Annotated in this window: 26 protein-coding genes and 1 pseudogene; 16 read left to right on the top strand and 11 right to left on the bottom strand. The window is 44.7% G+C overall.

Annotated elements, in window-relative coordinates:
* Window positions 1–50 precede the first annotated feature (50 nt).
* Genes ACFVVF_RS09405 through ACFVVF_RS09395 form a run of 3 tightly spaced genes read right to left on the bottom strand, consistent with a single transcriptional unit; the run spans window position 51 to window position 1916 of the window.
* Window positions 51–416 (bottom strand): GntR family transcriptional regulator, encoded by a 366-nt coding sequence (locus tag ACFVVF_RS09405; RefSeq protein WP_387807570.1) that lies wholly within the window; start codon window positions 414–416, stop codon window positions 51–53.
* The gene (locus ACFVVF_RS09400; RefSeq protein WP_387807568.1) at window positions 416–1069 is read right to left on the bottom strand and encodes an ABC-2 transporter permease; all 654 of its coding nucleotides are present in this window, start codon (window positions 1067–1069) and stop codon (window positions 416–418) included. The genes ACFVVF_RS09405 and ACFVVF_RS09400 overlap by 1 nt, the downstream gene beginning before the upstream one ends.
* The gene (locus tag ACFVVF_RS09395) at window positions 1062–1916 is read right to left on the bottom strand and encodes an ABC transporter ATP-binding protein (RefSeq protein ID WP_387807565.1); all 855 of its coding nucleotides are present in this window, start codon (window positions 1914–1916) and stop codon (window positions 1062–1064) included. Before ACFVVF_RS09395 ends, ACFVVF_RS09400 begins: the two co-directional genes overlap by 8 nt.
* 145 nt (window positions 1917–2061) lie before the next feature.
* Between ACFVVF_RS09395 and ACFVVF_RS09390 the strand changes: the two genes are divergently transcribed.
* The 6 genes from ACFVVF_RS09390 (at window position 2062) to ACFVVF_RS09365 (ending at window position 6862) form a co-directional block, all read left to right on the top strand.
* On the top strand, window positions 2062–2754 hold the full coding sequence (locus ACFVVF_RS09390) for a response regulator transcription factor (protein ID WP_387807562.1): 693 nt from the start codon (window positions 2062–2064) through the stop codon (window positions 2752–2754).
* An 83-nt stretch (window positions 2755–2837) separates the two neighbouring features.
* Complete coding sequence (locus tag ACFVVF_RS09385; RefSeq protein WP_387808962.1) at window positions 2838–3761, top strand: ABC transporter ATP-binding protein; 924 nt, start codon at window positions 2838–2840, stop codon at window positions 3759–3761.
* Window positions 3754–4515: an ABC transporter permease gene (locus ACFVVF_RS09380; protein ID WP_387807560.1), complete on the top strand. Its 762-nt coding sequence runs from the start codon at window positions 3754–3756 to the stop codon at window positions 4513–4515. Before ACFVVF_RS09385 ends, ACFVVF_RS09380 begins: the two co-directional genes overlap by 8 nt.
* Before the next feature lie 17 nt (window positions 4516–4532).
* Entirely contained in the window at window positions 4533–5450 is a 918-nt protein-coding gene (locus ACFVVF_RS09375; protein ID WP_387807557.1) for a sensor histidine kinase, read from the top strand.
* A gap of 86 nt (window positions 5451–5536) precedes the next feature.
* Window positions 5537–5986, top strand: coding sequence for a MarR family winged helix-turn-helix transcriptional regulator (locus ACFVVF_RS09370; protein WP_387807555.1), 450 nt, complete (start codon window positions 5537–5539; stop codon window positions 5984–5986).
* A gap of 60 nt (window positions 5987–6046) precedes the next feature.
* Window positions 6047–6862 (top strand): NAD(P)H-binding protein, encoded by an 816-nt coding sequence (locus tag ACFVVF_RS09365; RefSeq protein ID WP_387807552.1) that lies wholly within the window; start codon window positions 6047–6049, stop codon window positions 6860–6862.
* An 83-nt stretch (window positions 6863–6945) separates the two neighbouring features.
* Here the strand turns inward: ACFVVF_RS09365 and ACFVVF_RS09360 are convergent, their stop codons facing one another.
* Both ACFVVF_RS09360 and ACFVVF_RS09355 read right to left on the bottom strand, forming a co-directional pair.
* Window positions 6946–7563 carry a DUF2306 domain-containing protein gene (locus ACFVVF_RS09360; RefSeq protein WP_387807549.1) on the bottom strand — a complete coding sequence of 206 codons (618 nt, stop codon included), beginning with the start codon at window positions 7561–7563 and terminating at the stop codon, window positions 6946–6948.
* Between the two features lie 4 nt (window positions 7564–7567).
* On the bottom strand, window positions 7568–8611 hold the full coding sequence (locus ACFVVF_RS09355) for a DJ-1/PfpI family protein (protein WP_387807547.1): 1044 nt from the start codon (window positions 8609–8611) through the stop codon (window positions 7568–7570).
* A gap of 212 nt (window positions 8612–8823) precedes the next feature.
* Between ACFVVF_RS09355 and ACFVVF_RS09350 the strand changes: the two genes are divergently transcribed.
* Complete coding sequence (locus ACFVVF_RS09350; protein ID WP_387807544.1) at window positions 8824–9519, top strand: response regulator transcription factor; 696 nt, start codon at window positions 8824–8826, stop codon at window positions 9517–9519.
* Window positions 9516–10838 carry a sensor histidine kinase gene (locus ACFVVF_RS09345; RefSeq protein WP_387807542.1) on the top strand — a complete coding sequence of 441 codons (1323 nt, stop codon included), beginning with the start codon at window positions 9516–9518 and terminating at the stop codon, window positions 10836–10838. The genes ACFVVF_RS09350 and ACFVVF_RS09345 overlap by 4 nt, the downstream gene beginning before the upstream one ends.
* Before the next feature lie 86 nt (window positions 10839–10924).
* On the opposite strand, the gene ACFVVF_RS09340 is transcribed toward ACFVVF_RS09345, so the two are convergent.
* Complete coding sequence (locus ACFVVF_RS09340) at window positions 10925–12070, bottom strand: DUF418 domain-containing protein (protein ID WP_387807539.1); 1146 nt, start codon at window positions 12068–12070, stop codon at window positions 10925–10927.
* Between the two features lie 239 nt (window positions 12071–12309).
* Here ACFVVF_RS09340 and ACFVVF_RS09335 point away from each other — a divergent pair.
* A pseudogene (locus ACFVVF_RS09335) lies at window positions 12310–12687 on the top strand (DUF6892 domain-containing protein); the annotation flags it as partial.
* 120 nt (window positions 12688–12807) lie between these two features.
* Here ACFVVF_RS09335 and ACFVVF_RS09330 read toward each other — a convergent pair.
* Window positions 12808–13431: a hypothetical protein gene (locus ACFVVF_RS09330; protein WP_387807536.1), complete on the bottom strand. Its 624-nt coding sequence runs from the start codon at window positions 13429–13431 to the stop codon at window positions 12808–12810.
* Window positions 13432–13552: 121 nt separating this feature from the next.
* Between ACFVVF_RS09330 and ACFVVF_RS09325 the strand changes: the two genes are divergently transcribed.
* Window positions 13553–13915, top strand: coding sequence for a hypothetical protein (locus tag ACFVVF_RS09325; protein ID WP_387807533.1), 363 nt, complete (start codon window positions 13553–13555; stop codon window positions 13913–13915).
* 101 nt (window positions 13916–14016) lie between these two features.
* Here the strand turns inward: ACFVVF_RS09325 and ACFVVF_RS09320 are convergent, their stop codons facing one another.
* Window positions 14017–14589, bottom strand: coding sequence for a phosphatase PAP2 family protein (locus ACFVVF_RS09320; RefSeq protein ID WP_387807532.1), 573 nt, complete (start codon window positions 14587–14589; stop codon window positions 14017–14019).
* 481 nt (window positions 14590–15070) lie between these two features.
* Between ACFVVF_RS09320 and ACFVVF_RS09315 the strand changes: the two genes are divergently transcribed.
* The 3 genes from ACFVVF_RS09315 to ACFVVF_RS09305 all read left to right on the top strand — a co-directional run bounded on the left by ACFVVF_RS09315 (window position 15071) and on the right by ACFVVF_RS09305 (window position 17528).
* Complete coding sequence (locus tag ACFVVF_RS09315) at window positions 15071–16006, top strand: DUF2167 domain-containing protein (protein WP_387807529.1); 936 nt, start codon at window positions 15071–15073, stop codon at window positions 16004–16006.
* 145 nt (window positions 16007–16151) lie between these two features.
* Window positions 16152–16655 carry a hypothetical protein gene (locus ACFVVF_RS09310; protein ID WP_387807527.1) on the top strand — a complete coding sequence of 168 codons (504 nt, stop codon included), beginning with the start codon at window positions 16152–16154 and terminating at the stop codon, window positions 16653–16655.
* A 432-nt stretch (window positions 16656–17087) separates the two neighbouring features.
* A complete protein-coding gene (locus ACFVVF_RS09305) occupies window positions 17088–17528 on the top strand; it encodes a DUF5301 domain-containing protein (RefSeq protein WP_387807524.1) in 441 nt (146 codons plus the stop codon).
* Between the two features lie 54 nt (window positions 17529–17582).
* Here ACFVVF_RS09305 and ACFVVF_RS09300 read toward each other — a convergent pair whose 3' ends face one another.
* Window positions 17583–18422 (bottom strand): AraC family transcriptional regulator, encoded by an 840-nt coding sequence (locus ACFVVF_RS09300; protein ID WP_387807521.1) that lies wholly within the window; start codon window positions 18420–18422, stop codon window positions 17583–17585.
* A 159-nt stretch (window positions 18423–18581) separates the two neighbouring features.
* Between ACFVVF_RS09300 and ACFVVF_RS09295 the strand changes: the two genes are divergently transcribed.
* From ACFVVF_RS09295 to ACFVVF_RS09285, 3 genes are read left to right on the top strand one after another with little or no spacing between them, the layout of a single operon-like run.
* Window positions 18582–19967 carry an MATE family efflux transporter gene (locus ACFVVF_RS09295; RefSeq protein ID WP_387807518.1) on the top strand — a complete coding sequence of 462 codons (1386 nt, stop codon included), beginning with the start codon at window positions 18582–18584 and terminating at the stop codon, window positions 19965–19967.
* A gap of 25 nt (window positions 19968–19992) precedes the next feature.
* On the top strand, window positions 19993–20622 hold the full coding sequence (locus tag ACFVVF_RS09290) for a DapH/DapD/GlmU-related protein (RefSeq protein ID WP_387807516.1): 630 nt from the start codon (window positions 19993–19995) through the stop codon (window positions 20620–20622).
* A gap of 30 nt (window positions 20623–20652) precedes the next feature.
* Window positions 20653–21267: a sugar O-acetyltransferase gene (locus ACFVVF_RS09285; protein ID WP_387807514.1), complete on the top strand. Its 615-nt coding sequence runs from the start codon at window positions 20653–20655 to the stop codon at window positions 21265–21267.
* Between the two features lie 231 nt (window positions 21268–21498).
* On the opposite strand, the gene ACFVVF_RS09280 is transcribed toward ACFVVF_RS09285, so the two are convergent.
* Complete coding sequence (locus ACFVVF_RS09280) at window positions 21499–21975, bottom strand: YfbM family protein (RefSeq protein ID WP_387807511.1); 477 nt, start codon at window positions 21973–21975, stop codon at window positions 21499–21501.
* A gap of 935 nt (window positions 21976–22910) precedes the next feature.
* Window positions 22911–25031, bottom strand: a complete 2121-nt coding sequence (locus ACFVVF_RS09275; RefSeq protein WP_387807509.1) for an alpha-galactosidase — start codon at window positions 25029–25031, stop codon at window positions 22911–22913.
* Window positions 25032–25151 lie beyond the last annotated feature (120 nt).

The raw sequence follows: 25151 nt of genomic DNA, 5'->3' as shown, positions 1-25151 counted from the left end.
CAAAAAGAAACGTTACCGTATCATGCGGTAACGTTTCTTTATTGCGAGCCTCAATACACTTCCTTCAATAGCTCAATAATTTCTTCAAGCGAGAAACCAAATGATTTGTAATAGGAAATATCAATCGTCATCTGATTCAAAATCATCTCTTTACGTCTTTGGAGCATCTCGTCGGGGGAGATATCCGCTACAAAACATCCTTTGCCGGTTACGGTATAGATTAGACCAAGCCGTTCTAGCTCTTCCCATGCTTTTTTAACCGTAATGATACTAACGCGAAGCTCTGTGGCCGCTTGGCGTATGGGCGGCAGGCTATATCCGCTTTCCAGCTCACCTTTCAATATTTGCGCACTGATTTGTTCGAAAAGCTGCTGATAGATCGGTTTATCAGAGGTGTTCGAAATTGCTATGTTCATTATGTTTCCACTTTCTCAAACCGTTTGATGGCAATATAATAAGCGATTATCGTAAATAGCGCAAATATCGCGATTCCGGCTATCAGGATGAATAGATGGGTGGCGAAATGATCCGTTGCCGTTCTTTTGAACAAATTAAATAAGGAAGAATTCTGTATGCCCAGCCACTCTGCGCCTCCGGCGAACAGAATAGCAGCCGTTGTTCCGGCAAATGTGGCTGCTCCGTATTTATAGGCTGTTTTATAATATATCGGTATAAAAAACACGTTGAACAGCGCAAGCATGACGAAGCATAGTCCCCAGAAGCCTAAGGATGGGCCGTAGAAATAATAGATTAAATTCGGATATAAGCGGAGGCTAATCATACCGTAGATCATGGCAATGACGATATGCATCAGCTCCAGAATGACAATGACGGACACCTTTGCTTTTACCATATCTTTTTTATTTACAGGGAGCATGTTTGTAAAGATCAGATCGTTCTGCGTCTTATACCCGCCGAACATATTCGGTATCGTAAGAAAACAAAAGTAAAGGAGGACGATGAAATACAGCCATCCGGGAATGAGCATTAAAGCGCCTGTCAAAAAGGGCAATAAATAAAAGAAAGGATTTACGCCTATTTTTAATTCTTTCATTAATAAGTTATACATGAGCGTCCTCCTTTTTCGAGACGTAGATCATGATTTCTTCCAGATTCGGCATGGTTGATTTGATATCCAATGAGGGATCGAGATTCTGGGTGTGAATCAAGCCCGTAAAGCCAAATGAATTCTGCTTGTAGGAAATTAACGCGTCTTTGATTAAATCCAGTTGCTCCGCTCTCCCGTTCACCAGCCGATAGGTCCCAATAAATTCTTCTTTATCGGCGCTTTTAATAATTTGGCCGTTATCGATGTAGGTAATATAATCTGCACATTTCTCCAAGTCGGATGTAATATGCGTGGAGAATAGAATGCTGATTTCCCCGTCTTTCACGAGCTCCTGGAAAATGTCGAGCAGATTATCTCTTGCGACAGGGTCGAGTCCGCTTGTTGGTTCATCCAGAACAAGCAGCTTAGCGCCATGTGACAACGCGAGGGCCAGACGGTATTTGACCTTCATCCCGGTTGATAATTCAGCTATTTTTTTATTTTCATTCAAATTGAATTTTTTCAAATAGCTATGATAGGTCTCATCATTCCAATTATGATAAAACGGTTTGATGACGTTGGTTAACGTTTTGATTTTGTTTCGCGTATAGAAGTTGATGTCCCCGAATGCGGAGCCGATTTCCTGCTTTAATTCAAGCTCATGCGTATGCATTGCTTTACCCATAATGTGTATCTCGCCGCTGTCGATCCGAATCAAATTTAAAATAGACTTAATCGTCGTCGTTTTTCCAGCGCCGTTAGCTCCGATAAAGCCCATAATATAGCCCTTCTCCAGCTGAAAAGAAACGTCTTTCAACTGAAAGTGCTCATACTTTTTATTGAGATTCTTAACATCCAATGCCAGCATGTGATTCCCTCCGTTTTAAAAATTGTGTATGTTGTATATGCACAATATATCATCAAGGCGAAGTGGATGTCAATTCTTAGGTGATCATTGTAAAAATTTATCTTATACTATTACCTATAAACGTTAGAGGGTAAAAGGAGAAGCAATGAATAATCCCATACATATACTTGTTGCCGAGGACGACAATGACATTAGCCGTCTGTTGTGCAGCATTATTAGAAAAAGCGGTTATATTCCACAGCCGGCCTACTCTGGAACGGAGGCGCTTCTCTATCTGGAGCAGCGCCAATGGAGTATGCTGCTTCTCGATCTGATGCTGCCAGGCATGACAGGCGAAGAGCTTCTCAATCGTATCGACAGACGTGATGATATGCCCGTTATTGTCATTTCGGCCAAGGGTGAGCCAACTACCAAAGTATCTGCCCTGCGCGGAGGAGCGGATGACTTCATTACAAAACCATTCGATGTCGAGGAAGTTTCCGCTAGAATTGATTCCCAGCTTCGCATGTATGCGCGAATCGCTCAGCCGGCTTTGCCTCAAGTGTTAGCACATAAGGAACTTGTACTTGACCGGGACACCATGTCGGTTACTGCAGCTGGGACGGAACTGTCGCTCACCGCCCGGGAGTTTGACATTCTTTCCTTGCTGTTATCGTCACCGAAGAAGGTGTTCACGAAGTCTAATTTATATGAAACAGTTTGGAAAGAGCCATTTTACGGTGATGACAACATAATTAACGTCCATATGAGCAACTTGCGAAGTAAGCTGTCTAAGGCGGCTCCGGGAAGCGAGTTTATTGAGACCGTATGGGGGATGGGATATCGATTAAAGCCTTAATACATTCTTAAGTATTGGCTTTAGTTCCTCTTATGTTTTTGTTTCTATACTTGGTCCATCACATAAAGGAGGCCAAGATGAAGATGCAGGAGTATGTATTACGAACGAATCAGTTGTCCAAAACGTACAAAGGCCATAGAGCGCTGGATAAAGTGAATCTATCCATCCGCAAAGGCTCGATTTACGGGTTTATTGGGCAAAATGGAGCCGGAAAATCAACGCTGATCCGCCTAGTGACAGGGCTTGCTTTTCCGACCAAAGGATCAATTGAGCTGTTCGGCGTCAGCGATGAGAAGGCGTTGATCCAGGCTCGTAAACGAATCGGCTCTATTATCGAGAGTCCGGCTTTATTTCCGCATATGACGGCAAGCGAGAATTTGGAGGCAAACCGGATCTTGCGCGGCATTCCAGGCAAAGAGTGCGTTCCCAGAATGCTGGAGCAGGTTGGATTGCAGGGGACGGGCAACAAAATAACGAAAAACTTCTCGCTTGGAATGAAGCAACGGCTAGGTCTTGCTATCGCCTTGCTGGGTGATCCGGAATTTTTGATTCTGGACGAGCCGACCAACGGGCTAGATCCGATGGGTGTTGTAGAAATGAGGGAGCTGCTCAAGCAGTTGAATCGTGAGCTAGGCATGACGATATTAATCTCAAGCCATATTCTTAGTGAATTGCATCTGATGGCAAGCCATTACGGCATTATCCATCGCGGTCAGCTGCTGGAGCAATTTACGGCTGAGGAGCTGGACGGGAAATGCCAACAGTATATTTATATCAAAGTGAGTGATCCAGGCAAGGCGGCAGCCGTCATCCAAAACGAACTGGGTACGACTGACTTCGAGGTTATGCAGGATGGCGCGATCAAGCTGTATGGCCATATGGAACAGCCAAGTAAAATATCGTCGGTGCTTTTCACGGCGGGCCTGGAGATTGAGAAGTTCACACCGATGGGTGAAGACTTGGAGAGCTACTTCAGTAAGCGGATCGGGGTTGATTCGCATGTATAATCTGATTAGAGTAGAGTTATTTAAACTCCATAAGAACAGATCGTTCTGGACACTGCTTATTGCCCTTACCGTACTTTCACTGGCTTACCCTCTGTTATACTACTTTGACCATCGATCCAGCGGAGAGCCTCAATTTACGGGCGCTGAATTTCTGATTACCTTTATCACAAGTAATGCTTATGTAATGAAGTTTGGTGTTGCATTTCTTGCCGGATTCTTTATTTCTAACGAATATTCTACCGGTATTATGAAGACGATCGCTTCGTCGGGCAATACGAGAGGGCGGCTATATGCGGCCAAGCTGACCGTATTCGCAATCGGTGCGATGGTGATTTCTCTCGTTTTTCCAATCGTTAGTACGCTGGAAGTGACGCTGCTTTCAGGCTTTGGTCATTTGCCAGAGGGAAGTACTGCGCTGTTCATTCCCCGAGTGCTCGGTCTTACGCTTCTATATACGGCGGCCTACGCATCCATTGGGGCGTTGTTCACTGTAGTTCTGACAGACAGCGGCAAAACGATCGGGTTTTCAATGATTTTCTTTCTGCTGATTGATATCGTTCTTGCCGGAGTAGGTTCGAAGGCTGAATTCATTGGTACATTGTATGATTATTCGATTTTTAAATTAGTGGGTGAAATCGCTGAACCTCGTATCCATAGCGGTGATTTGCCGACGCTCCTGTTCGTGCCTTTGCTGACTATTGCTTTAACCGCTATTATCGGTATTTTCGTATTCCGCAGGAAAGATATTAAATAAGAGATGGAGGGGAGAGCTTGCTGTTCATATTAATGATCGTATCGATGGCGGCAGCGGTTCTCCTGCTTATCCACCTGCTGATGCTAAGACGGGAACTAGGGCGAATGACAGAGCAGTTGCGAAGCTATAATGAAGGGGGAACGGGCAAAAAAATCGACGTGGCACTATTCGATAGGAAGCTTGAAGCGCTTGCCGGACAAATTAATCGCCAGTCTCAACTAATCGTCGAAGCAGAAGCCCGCAAACAACGAGTCCAGTATGAATCTCGGCAGGCAGCGGCAAATATTTCTCATGATATTCGTACTCCATTGACTTCGATTATCGGATATATCCAACTGTTGGAGGCCGAGCATATAACGCCTGAAGAGAAACTTGAATATTTTGCAACCGTCAAAAATCGGACCAGACGCTTGCAGGCATTATTGAATGATTATTTTGAGCTGTCTGTGATCGAGTCACTGGACTATCCCCTTAAAGCTGAAAAGATTGGGTTAACTGACCTGATCTCTGGCATTCTGGTCGAATTTTATGATTCGTTCAACGAACGCGGCATTACGCCTGACATTGTGCTGCCAGAGGAAAAGGTGACCGTGTACGCTGATGAGGCGTCTGTACGAAGAGTTGTTGAGAATTTGCTTAATAACACAGTGAAATATACGTCTGGACAGGTAGAAATTCGTTTCGAACAGCAACGGGAGACTGCAGATTTGATGATAATCAACGAAGCAAAGGAACTGGCCGGAAGTGATGTCAGCCTCTTGTTTGATCGGTTCTACACAGCAGATCGTGCAAGGTCCGCCCAAACCTCAGGGCTTGGACTTTCCATTGCCAAAAGCCTGATGCACAATATGGGAGGCACGTTGACGGCCGAGCTGCACGGCGATTCCTTCATGATTATCTGCCGCTGGAAGCTTGCAGCCAAGGCTGCCTCGTAAACATCTGCTTGTACGGAATTGACAGATATGCTGCGGATGTAGTATTTTTAATAAAGTTAAGTGCTTAACTAATTTACGGTGGTGACATGTTGAAGGATCTGCAAGAATACGTTCAGGAACTGCCGCTGCATTCGCTCGTTTTTTTCTCTCTAGTGGAGGCAACGGCGAGTTTGGTCGATGTATCGGAGAAATATTGGAAGTCCAGAGGCTTGAATGGCGCCCGAATTCGCCTGTTAGTTGAAATTATGAAAGAGGGCGGCACGATACTGCCTTCCATGCTCGCTAAGAGAATTGGCGTAACGAAGCCGAACATTACGCTATTGCTTGTTCCGTTAGAGAATGACGGATTGATTCGTCGAACGAGCCATCCTCAGGACGGCAGAAAAACGGTCATTTCAATAACGAGTGAAGGCCAGAGCCTCTTATTGAAGAATCTGCCTGAGAATCGTCAACGAATTGCCGAAAAAATGAATGCGCTGGATGAAGATGAATTGAAGCAGCTTCTTGTTTTGTTGCAAAAACTACAGAGAATATAAAATTTTTTTGGCATTTAGTTAAGTACTTAACTAAAATGAGACTAGAAGGGATGAGAGCAAATGTCGATCGTTATTACAGGTGCTAATGGCAAATTAGGAAGCTTGATTATAGAGCAGCTCCTTCGCAAGGTTGCGGCTGATCAGATTGTAGCTTGCGTTCGCGACTTAGAGAAAGCCGGTCGTTTTCACGAGTATGGAATTGAAGTTCGTCTATGTGATTACGATAAACCGGACACGCTGGAGCAGGCATTTGCCGGTGCTTTCAAGCTTTTATTCATTGCAAGCTCTAATCAGGATGATACGATTCGGCTGCGCCAGCATGCCCATGTCATTGAAGCGGCGAAGAAATCGCAAGTCGGGCATTTGCTGTTTACAAGCTTTGCTTTCCCGGAACAGAGTTCAATTTCAATGTCTCATTTATATATGGCAACAGAGCATGCCATTCTTACGACCGGAATTCCGTATACGTTTCTGCGCAATTCATTATATACGGATTTTGTTGGAGTACTTGGTTTGGATGCGGCTGTCGCTACAGGGGAACTGCGAATCTCTCCCGGGGAATGGAGCTTTAATACAGTGACACGTGAAGACCTTGCTCAGGGAATCGCGGCTGTTCTGTCAGAAGGAGATCATCGGAATAAGATATATGAGCTTACGGCATCCCGTTCATGGACCTTTGATGATCTAGCGGCAGCATTATCCGAACTGTCAGGCAAGCCTGTTACTATTCGAGAGGACGCAGAGATTCAAAACTGGATCTTTGGTTTTCTGCGTAAAATTAATACGTCTTCTGCCTCGCCCGATCTGGAACGGCTAATTGGTGGTTCCGTCACTCCCTTGAGGGAAAGTATTAGGCCATTTATCACTACGATATAGGTTAGTTATAAAAAACACCTTCGTTGCAGAATTGCTTACAACGAAGGTGTTTCATCAGAGCGTCGTTTGTATGTCCAGAAATTTCAGCTTCTTTTTCCAGATTTAATAATGAAACTGGGAACAATCAGCAGCAATCCAATTGAGCCATATATGCTTATCGTATAGCTGGCAGCGTAGTCCATACCAAACCCTTGATGACAGAGGGTGGTAATTAGATGAATCAGCATGTTCGTAAAGCAAAAAGCGTAGCTTCGGAGCATCCAGTTTCGATGCTGAACGATTCTTCTCCTCTTGATCTGGACGAGTGCTGTGATCGTAACAAACAGCCAGATGATGTTAAGGGCATTGAAGCCCATGCTGCTTATTTTTCCTCCAGTTGCGTAGGGAGCCATATAGCCTGATGTCAGCACGACAAGCAATACGGACATGAAATAGATATAGCCATTGATGCGGTGAAATTTGCGGCTTTTCTCAAAGATGCGATTCGAAAAGTTAAGCAGTCCGGCAGCCATGGCAATGCAAGCGAATGCAACATGCACATGCATCACCTTGAGCCAGACCGGTACAATAAGCTCCCGCTTTAAACCGATTTTATGGCTTAGGAATGCTTTAGCTTCGGGATCGATGAGATAGTTGTTCACTAGGGCATAAAGGATAATTAGACTTGTGATCCATGCAATAACAGTGTAAGGCTTTTTCATCTGCTCAGGATACCTTTTTGCCCGTTAATTTGGATGCTGGCAGTATACCGGCCTTAGCGATACCTGTCATGTCTTCGCCGCCAGCTTCAACTTCGAATTTCAGATTCAAGCGCATCGGTTTCGTAATTTGCAGCGACCAGTGCAGCTTGTTGTCCCGAAGTACAGGATTTATGAAATCAACCGTTTCATTGCCCTGCGTTGCCCTGCCCTGAATGATTCCATTGCTTGTTGTGATGGATAGCTTAACTTGAAGCTTTCCCACTGGCGTAGCGATCGTCGTATCCCAGTCGCCGTCGAAGACAGTGGAGGCAGTGGCCTGGTTATGGAAGGTGACGCCCGATGCCGCGGTCTTCTTCGTGTCTATCATGTCTGTTTCATCATGATCAACAGTCAATTCCTGATGTGTCCTTGGCGCAATTCCCGTCGGCTGCCAAACCGTTCCCCTACGCTCGAATTCGAACAGCTGCTCTACCGCATGCGCGATACGCGGGCCAAGCTCATGCTCCACCAGATATAGTGCAACATCAAGCCCCGAAGTTACACCGCCGCCGGAAATCAGATTTCCATCGTCTACTACACGTGCGGCAACAGGAATAGCTCCGGTTGCTCCCAGAACATCCATGCCCCTATGATGAGTAACCACTGTTCGTCCCTCCAGAAGCCCGCCCATAGCCAATAGCAGTGAACCTCCGCATACGGTAGCGACGATGGTATCTGGCTGCTTGAGTGCTTGTTCCATCATTCCGGTCAACGCTGTATTCATCGCTCGTGCCAGAATAGCCGGAATAGACTGGGGGCCGTTGCCCTCGACTTCGCCAGAGGCTCCAGGTACAACAATGATGCCTGCACGTTCCGGATTCAACGTGCCGCTTGCTTCAATTTTTAAACCGTTGATGCCGCTAGGGACAAGCCGGGGGCCTTCCGCGGTGACAAATTCGACATTCATTACCCCGCCTGCCAACATTTCCGCAGCACAAAATACCTCATAAGGCGCAATAGCATCCAGCAGATCAAAGCCGTCAAATAGTACGATTTGAACAGATTGCATCGTAATAGCCTCCTATGTCAGTTATTAGCGTCATATTGCTTCACAACAGAAGCATAACAACCAAATATCTCGAACGGCGGTGCGAAAAAGTCACAAAATAATAAACAGTCCATCACAAAACGAGACGGATTGTTGTTTCATCGAAAATAAATGATAAACTTATAGCGAAAATAAACGTGAGCAGCCAGCATGGCTAAAAGGTGGCGTTTGATGTGAGTGAAGCAGTGACGGTTCTGGTCGTGGATGATGACCCGAGTATCGTTGAGCTGTTAAAGGATTTTTTGGAAAATGAAAATTTTGAAGTACAAACCTCTTTTGATGCTAATCAAGCGCTTGCAGTGTTCCAGCAGGGCAACGTTCATTGCCTCATTATCGATATTATGATGCCGGGGCTTGACGGTTTTGAGCTGTGCAGGCGTATCCGTGCGAAAAGCAATGTGCCCATTCTATTCTTGAGTGCGCGCAGTGACGATGTGGATAAGATTAGGGGACTGACGCTTGGCGGCGATGATTATATTGTGAAGTCGGCTTCAATCGGAGAGATTGTAGCGAGAGTCAAAGCTGTACTTCGGCGCACCGGGTCTAATCAAGAGAACAAAAGCCGTGTTCTGGACTTTGGGCGGCTCCAAATTCATTTGTCGACCCATGAAGTTTATATAGACGGACAAAGTATCTCGCTTACTCCGAAAGAGTTCGAATTGCTGCGCTTATTTGCGGAACACCCGCGGATTGTTTTTTCCTACGACCAGCTGCTCAATAAATTTTGGGATGGCGTTGGCGACAAGCATACCATCCGCGTCCATCTCAGCAGGCTCCGTGAGAAAATCGAGCAGGATCCGAACCAGCCCGCCTATCTGATTAACGTATGGGGTGTAGGATACCGGTTCGAAGGCGGGAGGGTGACATGACAACACTTCGTATCCGCAAATTTACCCTGCTCAGTTTATTGTTCATCCTGACGGTGCCGTGGGTGTTTTTCATTGCCGCCCATTACTTGCAGACCGGTACGTTCAGCTTAGGCAGCAACCGTCTGCATAATGAGACCTTGCAAAAGGAATTTAACCGTATGATTGGCTTCATTGAAACAAACCCCAGCAACTGGCACAGCGTTGCTTGGCAAAGCCAGCTTCAAGCCCAATTAGAGAATATGAATAGGGATGCGCTTATTCTGGATGCCTCCGGTGGAGTAATTTATAATTCCGATCCCGAGCGCAAACGGACATTATCGCGGAAGGAGCAATTTTCTATTATCGAGAACGGTCAGCTGCTTGGCAGAATTGTTATATATGAGCCGAACACGAGCATAATCTCTATGATTGCAATTATTACTGGGCTTTTGCTTGGCTTTTTCATTGTCGGTGTCGAGATGCGGCGATTCATTCTCAAGCCGCTGGGCAGAATGAGCTCCGCTGTCAGACAAGTTGCTGCCGGAGACTGGGAGGCTCCGCTGCCCTTGTCCCGAATAACTGAAATCACCGAAGTAAGAGATGCCTTCAAAGTGATGATGGAGGGGCTTAAAGAAGCCGATCAGAAACAGCGGAAGCTGGAGGAAGAGCGCCGCTTCGTTATTGCTGCTGTTGCTCATGATTTAAGAACCCCATTGTTCACATTGCGAGGGTATCTGGACGGAATAGCGCAAGGTGTTGCTCAAACGCCGGATAAACTGGCCAAGTATGTAGCAGTCTGCAGGGAAAAGTCCGCTCAGCTGGACCGTCTGGTGGAGGATTTGTTCACTTTTACAAAGGTGGAATATTTGGAGGAGCTGAACAGAAGTACAGTTGACCTAAACCGTATTCTGCAAAAGGAGATAGACAGCCTTCATCCGTTAGCTGAGAAAAAACAAATTTCCGTAATGTTCAATCATACGGCAGAGGATATGAGAATGAGTGGCGATCCGCACTTATTGGAGCGTGCAATAAACAATCTATTGGATAATGCCGTCAGACACACGCCTGCTAATGGACAAATTTTCGTTCAGTGCTCTAAGGAAGATCAGCACGTGACATTTACCGTTCAGGATACAGGGCCGGGTTTTAGCGCGGAGGAGCTTGGGCGTGTCTTTGACCCGTTATACCGAGGGGAAGTTTCCAGAAACCGCTCTACAGGCGGAGCGGGATTGGGGCTGGCTATATCGCAACGAATTATAAGGCAGCATGGAGGAGAACTTACTGCGCGCAATCATCCCGATGGGGGCGCTCTTTTGGAAGGCTGGATACCATTAAGTTAAATGACTGACGACTGTATTGAGATTAACCGGAAGGCCGAAATAGGCAGAAAGGAGACTAAGCGAGTCTCCTTTCTGCCTGACGGATTTTATCTGCCCCAGTAAGTAAACTTTCTCCAAGCCCATTCCAGCGGCCCCATTTTGAAGCGGCTCAGCCACAGCTTGCTCAACAGCATCTGCAGGGCAAAGATGACAATCGTGATCCCTAGCCCAGTCACATCGCTTACTTTACCGAACATCCCCAGACCGTAGCTGTAAAAAATGAAAGTACATATAACCGATTGCATAATGTAGTTGGTAAACGCCATCCGCCCGACATAGGAGAATGGAAGCAGCCATTTGCGCCACCGTGCTTTTTGGAACAATATCGCTATCAGGGTCATCATGAAAATGGCTCCAAGCGGCCAGGTTAAGAACTTGAGCATCTCGCCTGCATTTTCCGGGACAAATGGTTTTAATCCATAGAGAAGAAGGCAAGCAAGTAAAGTTAAGCCGCAAAGACGGAGCAGTAATCGGCCATTGTCCGCTGCCTGGTGGAAAATTTTCTTTTTAGCAAAATAGCATCCCAATACAAACATGCCAAGCAAATAAGGGGCGAATGTAACTTGATTGAAGAAGCTGCTTAGCCAGTCTGAGAACCGCATAGCCATAATTTGACCGAAGCTGCCTTGGCTGTATATTTGCGTTTGAGTGTGTACAGCCTGCTGCAGCTGAAGCTGAAATTGCTCTGTATCGAATGACTCTGATCCGCCGCCAACGATCAGCATGAAGAGGGGCAGCACAGACATGAGCACAATTGACCAGATCAGCATGGTCCGTGGCTTGCGGTTTCGGAATAGCAGGAGCAGGAGAAACCCCATGAGCGCGTAATGCAATAAAATATCGCCGAACCAGATGAACAGGCCGTGTATAAGGCCAAAAATGATCATTGCCAGCAATCTTCTTGCATAAATGGTGGTGAATTTGCTGTTCTTAGCCTGAGCACGTTCCATCATAATAATCATCCCAAAGCCGAACAGAAACGAGAAGATCGATATAAATTTTCCCGCAACAAGCATTTCAATCGCTGTCTTTACAAACGCATTCCACTTGCCGGGCCATAATTCGAGCCCCATAACCGTTCCCAGATATGACGAGTTGAAGAATCGCATGTTTGCAGTAAATACGCCAAGCAGAGCAAATCCTCTAATGACATCAATCAGGTCAATCCGAGCATGTTCTGTTTTTAGAGACAATTGCTGAACCTCCATCATTTGTAGTAGATCTAACCTTTTGCTCCATCAGAATAGCAGTCCGGACTTTGCAGCAGCCATCGATTTTCCTTTCATTTCTAGTGAAAAACTTACATTATTGCAACCTTGACTGTTGCTGGTAGTAAACCGTCAGCTGTTGAACTATATTGGAGTTATGGGTTTAAATCTATGATTTAATGAAATGAGGGAAAGCCATGCAAACTTACACGGATCACACGGGGATGTTTGAAGATTTTAACTTTAAATTGGCTGTGATCGATGCGTTACTTGATCAAAATCCGGCATTTGAACAGGAGCTTGAAAAGCTGAAATCGGATTTTACGGATAACTATGAGTGGTATTCCGAAGATTCTGGACCCATTGCAGAGCTTTTAGAGTTTTTCTCTAGGCTGCTGCTTGAAAAAAATGATCTGGATAAAGTAACTGAGCATTGTTTGGATGGCGGAAATGAAATTTATCATATCATTCAGCCTGACTGGGACGGGGAAGATGATGTCTTTGATATTCGGCATGCAGGCGGGTTTGAAAACCTGGCAAATCTCAAGTCCGTTATCTATATCAGCATGTGTGAGGTAGAAGTGCTGAAGCCCATGATGGAAAAAATATCGAAATTAAATGAATATAAAAAAGAGGTTATTTCAATGCTGGCCGTAATGGCCGACGGAGAAATAACCTCTTTTTTATTTGTTTGCATTCCGTTCGTTTAATTATTTGTAGTCTTAACTTAAATTCAGATCGAACCATCTGCAATATTGCGAAAGTAAAGATTTTTTAAGGTTGTCATCGATCATATAGAGTGCCTTTTCCAATGAATGGTGATAAAACTCTAACAAATCTGTCTCGATTGCTTGCAGCTTATTAATTAGGTCATCCCGTACATACTCGATATAAAACATTTTTTGTAAGTCTTGCCCTGACAAATCCTTTCTAAATGTGCCAGAATAATCGTCAGACCAGACTCTTACCAAATTATTTGTGAATTCCAGAGTGGGGTATGGATCATGACCAAGCCATATATTCTTCTTGCTTAGAACTGCCTCAAGCACTTCTCTCCAGCCTTCAAGCCCGCAGCAACAACCCGGAAGTATTACTTTACTTTCATCCTCAAAGGCTAATCCACCACTTATTGCTACCTCTTCAACGGTTATGAGTTCATTGAATACCTCAGCAGGCTTTCTATTTATATCTATGTTGTTATACCCGCAAAGCAACGTTAAAAACAGGACGGCATTTTCCGATGTAGAAAGTCTGGAAAGATACGTGATTTCCTTGTATTCAACTTTTGTTATCCAAGAGGGCTGTTCATAATATGGATTTTGTATAACAGCACCGACTTTTCCCATGATTTAAACTCCTCATGATCTAATGTTTATACTTTACTCTAGCAACTAATTTCCAGCTTGACCCAATCCAAAACTATTAAATCCTCATATCTTATTGTATTAAATTTTCGGGGTGATGGATATGTTTCAATTAAATGGAATCGTCGGCGGCAGGCTCACAAATATCAATGTAGGCGGACGGAAAACCATTCTTCTGCAACAGATCGTGCTGGATGTGAAAAAGGGTCAAAAACTAATTTTACGGGACATTAATTTTTTGTTCAATAATGATGCCTTCGCGATAAAAGTGGAAGCCCAGCCTTCACCTGGCACTTTTATTGCAAGAGGTGGCGCAGGCGATTTAAGACCCAATAAAGTATTGTTTAATAACAATACAGGGGATGAGGTTCGTATCTTTTTATTAGTCAGTGCAATAAATACTGCGCGTAATTCTAGAAGTTTAAGCCGCTCAGACAGCTGGCATTTGACATTGACGAGACGTTAGAAATCAATGACTGATGAATACGGTATCCTCATTGTAATAAAAAGAGGTTATTTCACTGCTGGCCGTTAAAGCCGACGGAGAAATAACCTCTTTTTTACATGCTACAGGCTAGTGGTAAGCTGTTTGTCTCGCCGCTGATTGCGGGAAGCAACATACTGGACAAGCTGGTAAGTCGCTTCAGCGAACAAAATTCCGCCAAAGACATCGATTAACGCATGCTGTTTGGTGAAGACGGTGGAAGCAATAATGAGCCACAATAGGGTGTACATAAAAATTCGAACAGGCAGCTTGAGAGTCAGGTCACGCTTGAAAGTGATGAACAGCAAGTAACTTGTTAAGCAGTGAACGCTCGGGAAACAGTTGTAGGGAGCGTCGGATTGATAAATGAAATGAACAAGCCGGCTGGCCAGATCCGTACCAAGGAGATCAGGACGAGGCACATAGGTAGGAAAGAAAAAGAACACGACATTGCAAGCCATGACAGAAACGTTATAAATCAATAAGGTCCGCCAATAAATGTTGCGGTGTTTGAGAGCCAGATATAAAAAACTAAGATACAGAACAGGCATCCAGCTTATATAAGGGAAGATGAACCATTTGTTGAACGGAATCTTTGTATCAATCCAGAAGTAATCCAGAAAAACGTCCGATCCGACAGTTCGGGCAATCCCCATATAAATGAACCCCTGAATAGGAATGGATAGAATTCCCAAAAGATGGATCCATTTATTCAACCATAATTTCATTATGAGCCCCCGTTTGATCTTTTATGAAGTTTTTTTCATTCTAAACGTTATTAGTCCAACAGCACAACACACAGTTATTACATTTTTTGTGTCCGTTTAAAATCTTTTTCAATATGTTCAGAGCCTAATCGGTTGAGGTTTAATTATAACTTAGAAGTGCGGGGAGATGATAGCTGGACGAAAGTCGAGTTCTGCATATTTGTATTATGATTTTTCAAAAATCGATCATTGCTACAGTAATCATAAATTTTGGTTCAATTTTACTTTAATAGGATGGATAAAGTATAAATTAAACGTCATCATCTTCCGATATAGAAGTTTATACCATAAGAAATGGAATTTCGCTCCAATCGAGAACGTATGCCGTTTCAAAAAAAGAAAGGGGATCAAGATGTATTTCTTCAAATCAATGAATCGTTTCAAACTGGCTATGCTCACTCTGGCTCTTGCCGTAAGCATAGCTGCTTTACCAACTGTTGCTCTGGCTGAAGCTGAGACAGCGACAGGATCGGAGACTGAATTGCAATGGGTCATAGGATCAGGGCAAAAGCTGGATCTCGGCCAAATTGCTCAGCTTACATTGAAACAAGATTATGGTTTTCTTGACGGGGAGAACACGAAACAATATGTGCGCAGTTATGGCGCTATTCCTAGTGAGAAAGAAATAGGCGCGGTGTTTCCAGCCAGTGAGGATCAGCAATGGGTAGCCTATTTTGAATATACAGATTCCGGACATATTGAGGACAAAGAGAAGGATAAGATCGATGCCGACGCCTTGCTGGAAAGCTACCGGAAAGGGACGGAGCAAGTCAATAAGGAGGTATCCGATGACAACAAGATGTTCGTAGACAGATGGTTCGTGGAGCCTTCCTATAATGAAGAGCTGCACAGCCTTACTTGGTCTATCTTATTCCATGATATCAATAACGAGAGCATTATTAACTACAATATCCGGATGCTGACGCGGGAAGGATATGTATCGGCTATTCTAGTCAGTGATCCCGAGCATCTGGAGGCTGACCGCAAAGTGTTCGAGAGCCAGATCATCTCCAACTTCAGCGTGAAACCGGGAGAAACCTATAGCGACTTTGATCCGGCTACGGACAAGAAGGCGGAATATGGATTAACCGGCCTGATCCTGGGAGGCGTGGGACTGCTCGCTGCGAAAAAAGCGGGCCTGCTTGCTGTTGGGGTTGTGCTTATGAAAAAGTTCTGGTTTATTATTATCCTTCCGTTCATATGGCTATGGCGAGTAATTAGGGGCAAATCAAAGAAGAATGAGCAGTCCGCTGAGGATGAGTTGTCTCCTAATGATGGTGATGGCGGTCCAACGGTTGCGAAGTAAATGATGCGGATCGACGAATAGGAAAAAGGTAATCCAACTCAATGAAGTGGAGGCAGAAATGGAACTATTCCTTATGCACAAATTTATACATCGAACATGGGCGAACTACCTGAGGAGTCCAGCTAAAACCAATCAATTCGGTGAAATGGTTCTTACTTCGGGCGGCTGGATGAAATGGGCTCAGTTTGTCATCTTCTTCATACTTGCAACTGTGAGTATGATGTTCTTTGCAGAAGTAGCAGGTGAAGTAGAATTCGCATCAGACGGGTATGTCTATTATGATGAGGAAATCGAGTATAAAATTATTATCTTTTTCGCTACAGCAGTTCTTGCGTTTTTCATGCTTTTATGGTGGATTGCAACGATTATTTCTAAGTATGTGTTCAACCCGGAAGAGATCCGTATGTATAAATTTTACGGAAAGCGGACCATCCGTCTCGCTGATATTACTCGTATTGACCGGAGCAAACTTTTTGGAGGAGCGATCGTCGTCGTTGCTGGCAAGAAATCGATGCTGATCGCGCTTGATCATCGGGGAATCAGTCATTTCGTGAAGTTTCTGACCGAGCAGTTAGGGCCTGAGCGAACGGAGAATGCTGCTGCATTGATAGCGGAACGAAGAGAATTGCTTGGAATGAAGGAGTCTTAATTGAGTATGTCGAAAGGGTCAATCATGGTTAGTCTAGACCATGATTGACCCTTTCGTATAGCTGTTTTATGTAGATAGCGATATATTCCCTAATCACAAAAGCACTCGATGGTACAAATCCGTTCGTCATTTAACAGATCAAGAAATTCAGTTATAGGATGCTGCAGTTGTACGGGTAATTGAGGCTTTAGCAGCTGCAATTCAGCAATCAGTAGGGGGATCTCATTCGCTTGAATGAAATGGTCATTATAGTAATCTTTTAGCCTGGCAAGGATAGGGAACGCCATTGGTTGAAAGTTTTTGCTGAAGATCCCGCGGTGCAAGAACTCATCGATTGGAAAATGAGCGACCGCTATTGCAGCCTGGTCTTTAAGGTAACAATCTAACGCCATCCGGATTCACCTCTATTATGTTTTTTTGCAAAGGAGAACAATGAAAAGAAACCATAAAATAATGCTGTCCGCCTTTTTGTTATTAGTTATTTTATTGGTGAACCTGTACAACAATCGTTCAGTTGGTTTTCATGAGGTCGTCACAGCTTCATTAAAGCCTGAGGATGTGGCGTCTATTCAGATTGTTTCAATATCAGGTGAAGTTGAAAACGAGACAAATATAACCGGCTCACACGAGATTGCGTCTATTTTAGATCAGCTGATTCAGTTAAAGGTAAGAAAAATCAGTTCAGTTGACAATGATCCCTCAGATGATATTCGAATCATGATAAGAAGCAACAACGGGGCAAAGTATCTATTTCTAACAGTGTACGATAAAAGTTACATCCATGTATATGATGATAATCGCAAGAAAAATAAGATCAAAAATTATAAAATAGTAAGTGATAATGCTCATCTTATACGCTTATTAGAGCCATAAAAAATGATCGCCCCTATAATTGGAGGCGATCATTTTTCATATATGACCGCTATTCTAACACCTAGCCTGATTGCGGTACTCCTTGGGGACAAAGCCCAATTCTTTCCGAAACACATAGGAGTAATAACTTGCACTTTGAAAGCCGCAGCATATCGCGATTTCACTAATCGATCTGTCGGTATGGAGCAGCATCTCACAGCTTTTTTTGATCCGGTATTTGATTAGATAGTCATTTGGCGATTGTCCGACATACTTGTCGAACAGAATACAGCATTGGCTTCTGCTTACCGATCCTGCTGCAGCAATATCATCAAGCTTTATTTTGTGCTCATAATTGCCGTGTATGAATGCAGTCATCTTCCACACATAAATCCACGAAGGATCGATGTGATTCTGTTCGTTACTCTCTGTGATGTGATCTCCAATATTTGCGCATAGAGACATAGCCTTGGACAGCAATTGGAGCGGATTACACTGTGGACTGTGCATCTCCTCATAAAGCTCGCTTAAGCTAAGGAGGGCGTCTTGCTGCCAGGGAATATGATCGTTCAACACGATAAAATCCTCTGTATTTGGCCCAAACTTTTCTTCCCAATAGGGTTTGCCCATCCAGCGCTCATTTCCAAGCAATGAAGAATTGATGCATACGACGATATAGCTGCAATCGGTCCTATCCGAGGAAAAGCCATAGTGCAGCCGCTTGCTATTGACGAATATTCCGCATCCCTTTTCCAAATGAACCGTTTCTCCGTTAACGAAAAAGCTCATATATCCTTCGATTACGGAAATGAACTCTAAATCCGGATGCCAGTGGCAGGCTGCAGAAAATTGGTCAAAGGAAAGCAGCGAGCCCTTCTTCACGTACAAGTCGAAGTTGTTTAAATTGTAGTTCAATTTTTCAGATAAATCCGAAAAAACATCCAGCTGCATCTGTAGCGATTACCTCTCTTTTAAATACGATTTTGATATTATTATAGTCAATTCTGATGGTTATACGTACGAAAATGTATTATTTTTTTACTATGCCTAAAGTTTAGAGAGAGGAGAAGGGATATGCTGCGCCTTTTAAAATGGAGTTTTTCAAACGATAAAAACTTCAATCGTCAATTGATTAGCCTAGTTATACCAATCACTTTGCAAAATCTGATTTCAGCGCTGGCTATCACAGTGGATGTTGTGATGCTGGGCTTCATCAATCAATCGGCGATGTCTGCGGTATCGTTAGCCGGACAAATCACGTTTGTATTAACTTTATTTTATATGGGATTAGCTACAGGAGCAGGTGTCCTAACCGCACAGTATTGGGGGAAAAAAGATCTAAAAACAATTGAACGTGTGCTTAATATCGGATGTATGTATTCGATTATAATTTCCTTTCTGTTTTTTACCATATCGTTCTTTATGCCGGACACGTTGATGAGGCTTTTCACAAATGACGGGGAGCTAATCCGATATGGATCGATTTTCCTGCAAGTTATTTCATTTTCCTATTTGGTAAGCGGAATTTCACAAATGTATTTCAGTGTGATAAGAAGTATGGAAAATGCACGCTTTAGTGCTTGGATAAGCTCGATGTGCCTCGTTGTAAATATTTTGCTTAATGCACTGAGCATTTTTGTTCTTTCTCCAAACGACCCGGAAAGAGCAATTTTTGCAGTCGCCTTATCTACAGTTATTGCGCGTGTTCTTGAAGTTTGCTGTTGTTTTATTTATTCGGGAAAAATAAATTTAAATTTCAAATTTGCTCTGCGTGATACGCTGCGGAGCAAACTGCAGAAGGACTTTATGAAGTATACGCTGCCAGTTCAAGGGAATTATATCGTGTGGGGCTGCGCCTTGACTGCAACTGCAGCGATAATTGGTCACGTCAATGCCGATATGGTGGCTGCAAATTCTGTCGCCTCGGTTATCAAAAATTTGGCTATCGTATTATGCGGAGGCATTGCAAGCGGCGGGGCTGTACTCGTTGGCAAATATCTTGGAAACGGTGAGGTCGAGAAGGCAAAACGCGCCGGCACCCAAATCAATGTTTACGCTGTGTTGTTTGGCGTTCTTGCAGGCCTTATGATTTTAGCAATTAAACCTTTCGTTTTTCAAATAATAAATGTAAATGAGCAAGCGCAAAGCTATCTGAGCGGCATGCTGTTTATATGTGCGTATTACTGTATTCCGAAATCGATAAACTCTTCCACAATTGGAGGCATGTTTGTCGCGGGAGGGGACTCCAAGTTTGGATTTTGGTGCGACACTATTGTCATGTGGGGCATCATACTGCCGCTGGGGTATGTAAGCGCCTTTGTATGGCAGCTCCCGCCTATTGCTTTATTCGCCATTCTATCATTGGACGAGGTTATTAAATCTCCGGTTGCTCTATATCGTTATCGTCAATTCAAGTGGCTGAACAACATAACAAGAGAGGTTTCTGTAGCCGGTCATTAGCTAATTAGATGGGGAGGCATGAAAGTTGAATATTAGAGAGCGTATGGCGAGTATCCAGCTGTTTACGGATCATGATTCCAACTATCCTGAAGAAGCGAAGGCGTTAGCAGCAGCCCGTCAACGCGGCAAAGCGCTTTGTTATGAAATTAACCGGCTGCACCCGGATGATATGGAAGGCCGGGCGAAGCTGATGAAAGAGCTGTTCGGAAGTATTGGCGAGAATGTATGGATGGAGCCGCCGATTCGTATGGCGTACGGTTCTAACACGACTGTCGGGAGCAATGTCTATATCAACTTCAATTTGACGGTTGTTGATGATTATAAAGTGACGATTGGAAGCAACGTCATGTTTGGCCCTAATGTAACGATTGCCGTAACGAATCATCCTGTACATCCAGAAGTGCGAAGAGAGGGCGGCATGTTCGCATTGCCCGTCGTTATCGAAGACGATGTCTGGATTGGAAGCGGAGCCATCATTGTTCCCGGCGTCACAATTGGCAAAGGCAGTGTGATTGGCGCAGGCAGTGTGGTTACCAAGGATATACCCCCAAACGTAATTGCAGTGGGGAATCCATGCAGAGTACTCCGTGAAATTACAGAGCGAGATAAGGTATACTACTATAAAGACATGCGTGTCGATGAAGTTCAATGGTAGCACGATAAGACTAATGGGGAGATTGTGACAATGGATATCAAACAGAAACAGCATAATGGCAGCTTATACTTGCCAGGAGATGAACAATTAGCCAAAGAACAAACCCTTTGTCTCGAGAAGCTTTATGATTTTAACCAAACAAGGCCCTTGGAAAATGAAAAACGAACTGCACTGCTCAAAGAGATGTTTGCCGAAATAGGTGAGGGCTGCTACATCGAGCCTCCTTTTCATGCTAATTGGGGCGGAAAGCATGTTCACTTCGGGAAAAAAATATATGCCAATTTTAATTTGACTATGGTGGATGACACACATATCTATGTTGGAGACTACACGATGTTTGGTCCCAATGTGACTGTCGCAACGGCAGGACATCCGATTTTACCCGAGCTTCGTGAACAAGCCTATCAATATAATGCACCAGTTACCATCGGGGAAAATTGCTGGATAGGCGCTGGAGCAACCCTGCTTCCGGGTGTGACCATCGGAGATAATACCGTAATTGGAGCAGGCAGTATCGTGACAAAGGATATACCCGCGAACGTTGTTGCGGTAGGCAATCCGTGCAAAGTGCTTCGTAACATCAATGAACATGATATCAATTATTATTTTAAAGACCGCAAAATCGACTACAACAATTTAGGTTAATGAAAAAGAGCAGTTGAAGATTTGCCTCAGCACGCGGGCAGTCATTGCCCAGGAAATGTTGGCATTAGGCTTTATGAGAGGAAGGGAACAGAGCATCCCATTAATTCGGGAGGCCTGTTCCTTCTTTTAATTGTATGCCCTTATGAGGGGCTTGAAGCGGTATAGCGAAATAAGATAGCCCTTCCTGCGCCTCGCTATGGCACAAGAAGGGCTATTTAACGTTGAATTTGACTAGAAAATATAAAAGATAACGCCTTTGCCTTCAGCTGCTGCTTGACTGTAAAAACGGCGGATTTCTTCAAAATATTGCAGGATGTAAGCGAAAAGCTCATTCTCGTCTTCGTCTGGAGAAAACGGATAGATCTCCTCTTCTATCATTTTCTGAAAATCAAACTGTAAGCGGAGCTGAGCTTCATCCAGTTCAGCGATTGCTTGATATGCCTCAGCAACTTGCCCGGCCTGCAAATAAAAAGCTCCGAAAGAACCATAATCCAGGTGTTGACCGGTTATCAGAGGTACAACATAGCTAAGGGGAGGCTCGCCATCCGAAATATCTTTGCAGAGCAAGTAATGAATCCCCTCCCAGGACTTATCGATATCCAGATTAGGATAATCATTAGGATTCAAATCATTTAGTGAAGTTTCTCCTTCTATAACTTGCTGCATCAGCGTGTTGTCAATTGTAAAATAACAGCCGATCATTCCCATTCTTCAAATCCCTCCATTTTATGGCAGTGAATATACTAATTGTAGCATAAGATAGGCTAGAGCGGATTTAGTTCTTTAGTAGCGGAAGGGTCCTATCTTTGTCAGATTTACAATCAAAATGCAAAAGTGCATTTTGATTCGTCATAAATGGCCCAAAAACTCGATCAAAATGTAAAAGTACATTTGAAATCGCCATATTTTGCTCTTTGGAAGGCTTTTGGGCCAATCAAAATGCACTTTTGCATTTTGAAGCGATAAATCACCCATAAAATGGAAATCAGCTTGCACTTTTGCATTTTGATCGTTACAGCCGATAGAAAGCCAACCCTACTAGCAAAGTCACAGCCTCTGGTTAGTGTTGAATGTGAATAGACGCGAAACCAATACGCGCAGCGGACCCGTGTCCCCGTGAGAGTAGAGTGTTGATTTGCTGTAACAGTGCGCAGCTAAGCTGCGAGCTTTAGCATTTGTTGTTATTCTTTGCTTTTATCTGTACTGTGCGATCAGGGGGAGCGGAGCGTATTGAGTTCGGGATGACATTTTGCAGATTCTATCCATGAGTCATCGTAAAGCGATGAGGGAATGGAATCAAGAACGGCAGCACAAACCAATACGCGCAGCGGACCTGTGTCCACGTATAAGTAGAGTGTTTTAATGTGCTGTATCGGAGAGCAGCCGAGGTGCGAGCTTGGCATTCGTTGTTATGGTTTTCTTGTATCCGCACTGTACGAGTAGGGAAGGGGGAGCGGAGCGTATTGAGTTCGGGATGACATTTTGCAGATTCTATCCATGAGTCATCGTAAAGCGATGAGGCAGTGGAATCAAGAACGGCAGCACGAACCAATACGCGCAGCGGACCCGGGGTACAGTCCTAGAAGCATTATCCATAACAAAAAAAGCCGCAGACAACTGCGGCTTAACTCCCATGCTATCATCTAAACCCGATTAATCTTCAACAGCTTGCTCGCCATATCGCCATGCAGATTCACGTCGATGCCTCTGTACATCAGTGCGCGGCCGCTTAGCGGTTCTTCGATATCGCTTACCTTGTACAGCGCATCCTCCTGAAGGCCTCTCAAATAAATGCGAGGCGAAGGGTTTTGGAATTTTTGCGGATGCATCAGTGCGATGATCACCGATTCGTTTTGATCGGCAGTTACGTACTGAACAGCTGTCGTATTACCTTCCCTTGGGGAAAGAAGACGATATTGGTCGCCCTTCTGCACAATATGGCGAATGGACTTGTACTCTTCTACCCAGAAGCGGGATTCTTCTAATTCCTCCTCGGACCATTGGGTCAAATTGCCCCCGATGCCAAGCGAGCCCATCATGGAGGAATGGAAGCGGTAAGCGACAGAGGCGGGACGGTTTTTCACCCATTTGCCGGCATCGGCAACCCAGCACATCATCGCCTGGGCATTATAGCCCATGGAATAGCCCTCTTGAATGAACAATCTTTCGTAAGGATCTGTATTATCGCTGGTCCATACCTCGTCGGTCAGGCTCATGATGCCCAGATCGATCCGTGCGCCGCCGCCGGAGCACGCTTCAAATGCGACATGCGGGTGGTTTTTCCGCAGGCGGGCAATAATATCGTACAGTCCTTGAACGTGACGAACCCAAATTTCTTTTTGGTTTTCTTTAGGCGCGTCAGGCCAGCCCGGCTCGCTAATGGAACGGTTCATATCCCATTTCACGAAGTGAATGTTGTTGCTGCTGAGCAGTTTATCCAAGGCCTCGAACATAAAGGCTTGAACCTCAGGCTTCGTTACGTTCAGAACCAACTGATTGCGGCTTTCCGTACGCGGCCGGTTCGGGAAGTGATACACCCAGTCCGGATGAGCCCGGTACAGATTGCTGTCGGGATTTACCATCTCCGGCTCAACCCAGATGCCGAATTTCATCCCCAGCGATTCTACTTTGTCGATCAGCGGCTTAAGGCCGTTCGGGAATTTCTCCGGATTCACCGTCCAGTCGCCAAGTCCGGCGCGGTCGTGATTCCGTTCGCCAAACCAGCCGTCATCGATGACGAATAATTCGACGCCGATCGCGGCTGCTTTCTCAGCAAGCTGCGCTTGGCCTTGTTCGGTTACGTCGAAATAAGTCGCTTCCCATGAATTGTACAGGACAGGTCTTACGTTGTCGGCGATAGGTTTAGGCAGCACATGCTCGCGCTGATAGCGGTGAAGATTACGGCTCGCTTGGCCAAAGCCCCCGCGCGTGTATCCGCCAACAAAAGCCGGCGTCTGGAACGAGGTTCCGCCTGCCAAATGCCAGGAGAAGTCAAAGTCATGAACGCCTCCGGCAACCTGCAGCAGCTTGAATGGATTGTACTCAACGGTAATTTTCCAGTTGCCGCTCCAAGCTAGTGCTCCGTACCACACATCACCTTGATCCTCATCGGCAGTCCCGCGATCAACGGCAAACCATGGGTTAGCCTGTGCGCCGGTATTGCCGCGTTTGCTCTCCAGCGTCTTTTTCCCCGGCGTGATCTCGTCCTGATAGATTTGCGTTTCCTCAATCCATTTGCCTGCGAGATGCGTCAGGCGGTAGCGGTTCCCTCTAGGCGCATGCCAAGCGCCTGAAAGCGCTTGCTCTAATGTGATTGCATCTTGGCCTGTATTCTCGATAACGGCGTACCGTTCGATGACGTCATGCTCAGGGAATATCCGGTAGTGCAAATGAACGAGCAGCGGATAATAAGTATCCTTTAGAACAATGACCAATTCATCGGATTGCTTGCCTTCGGTTACGCGGTGTTCTTTATATACCAGTCTTGTATCTCTCACATCATCGGAAAAAGCAGCCTTCAAGCAAGGCTCATTATAGTACATCCCGCCCCATGCGGGGTATTCCTGCTGCGTGATGCCGCCAGACGGCTCGAAGGAGGAATGATGAATTGCCGTATTCGCATCCGGCAAATCAGCAACAAAAGGCAGCTTGGGTCCATAATAAAGATGCTGCAGCGTTCCATTGTGGTCTACGCCGAGACCATAGGACAAATTGCTGCCTTGAAGCAGCCAACGTGACGTTTGCGTATCAAACCATATTGCCAATCAACTTCGCCTCTTTCTAAATTTTAGTGAATAATTACTTTATAAGTGTAGTATAATTAAGTGAAAAAAGGAATGATCTTTTTCTTGACCCAAATATAAAGCGCTATCATCGTAAAAACC

This window comes from Paenibacillus sp. NPDC058174, from assembly GCF_042883865.1.
Lineage (GTDB): Bacteria > Bacillota > Bacilli > Paenibacillales > Paenibacillaceae > Pristimantibacillus.
Note: the sequence above shows the minus strand (reverse complement) of the source record. Positions and strands in the feature narration are given on the sequence as shown.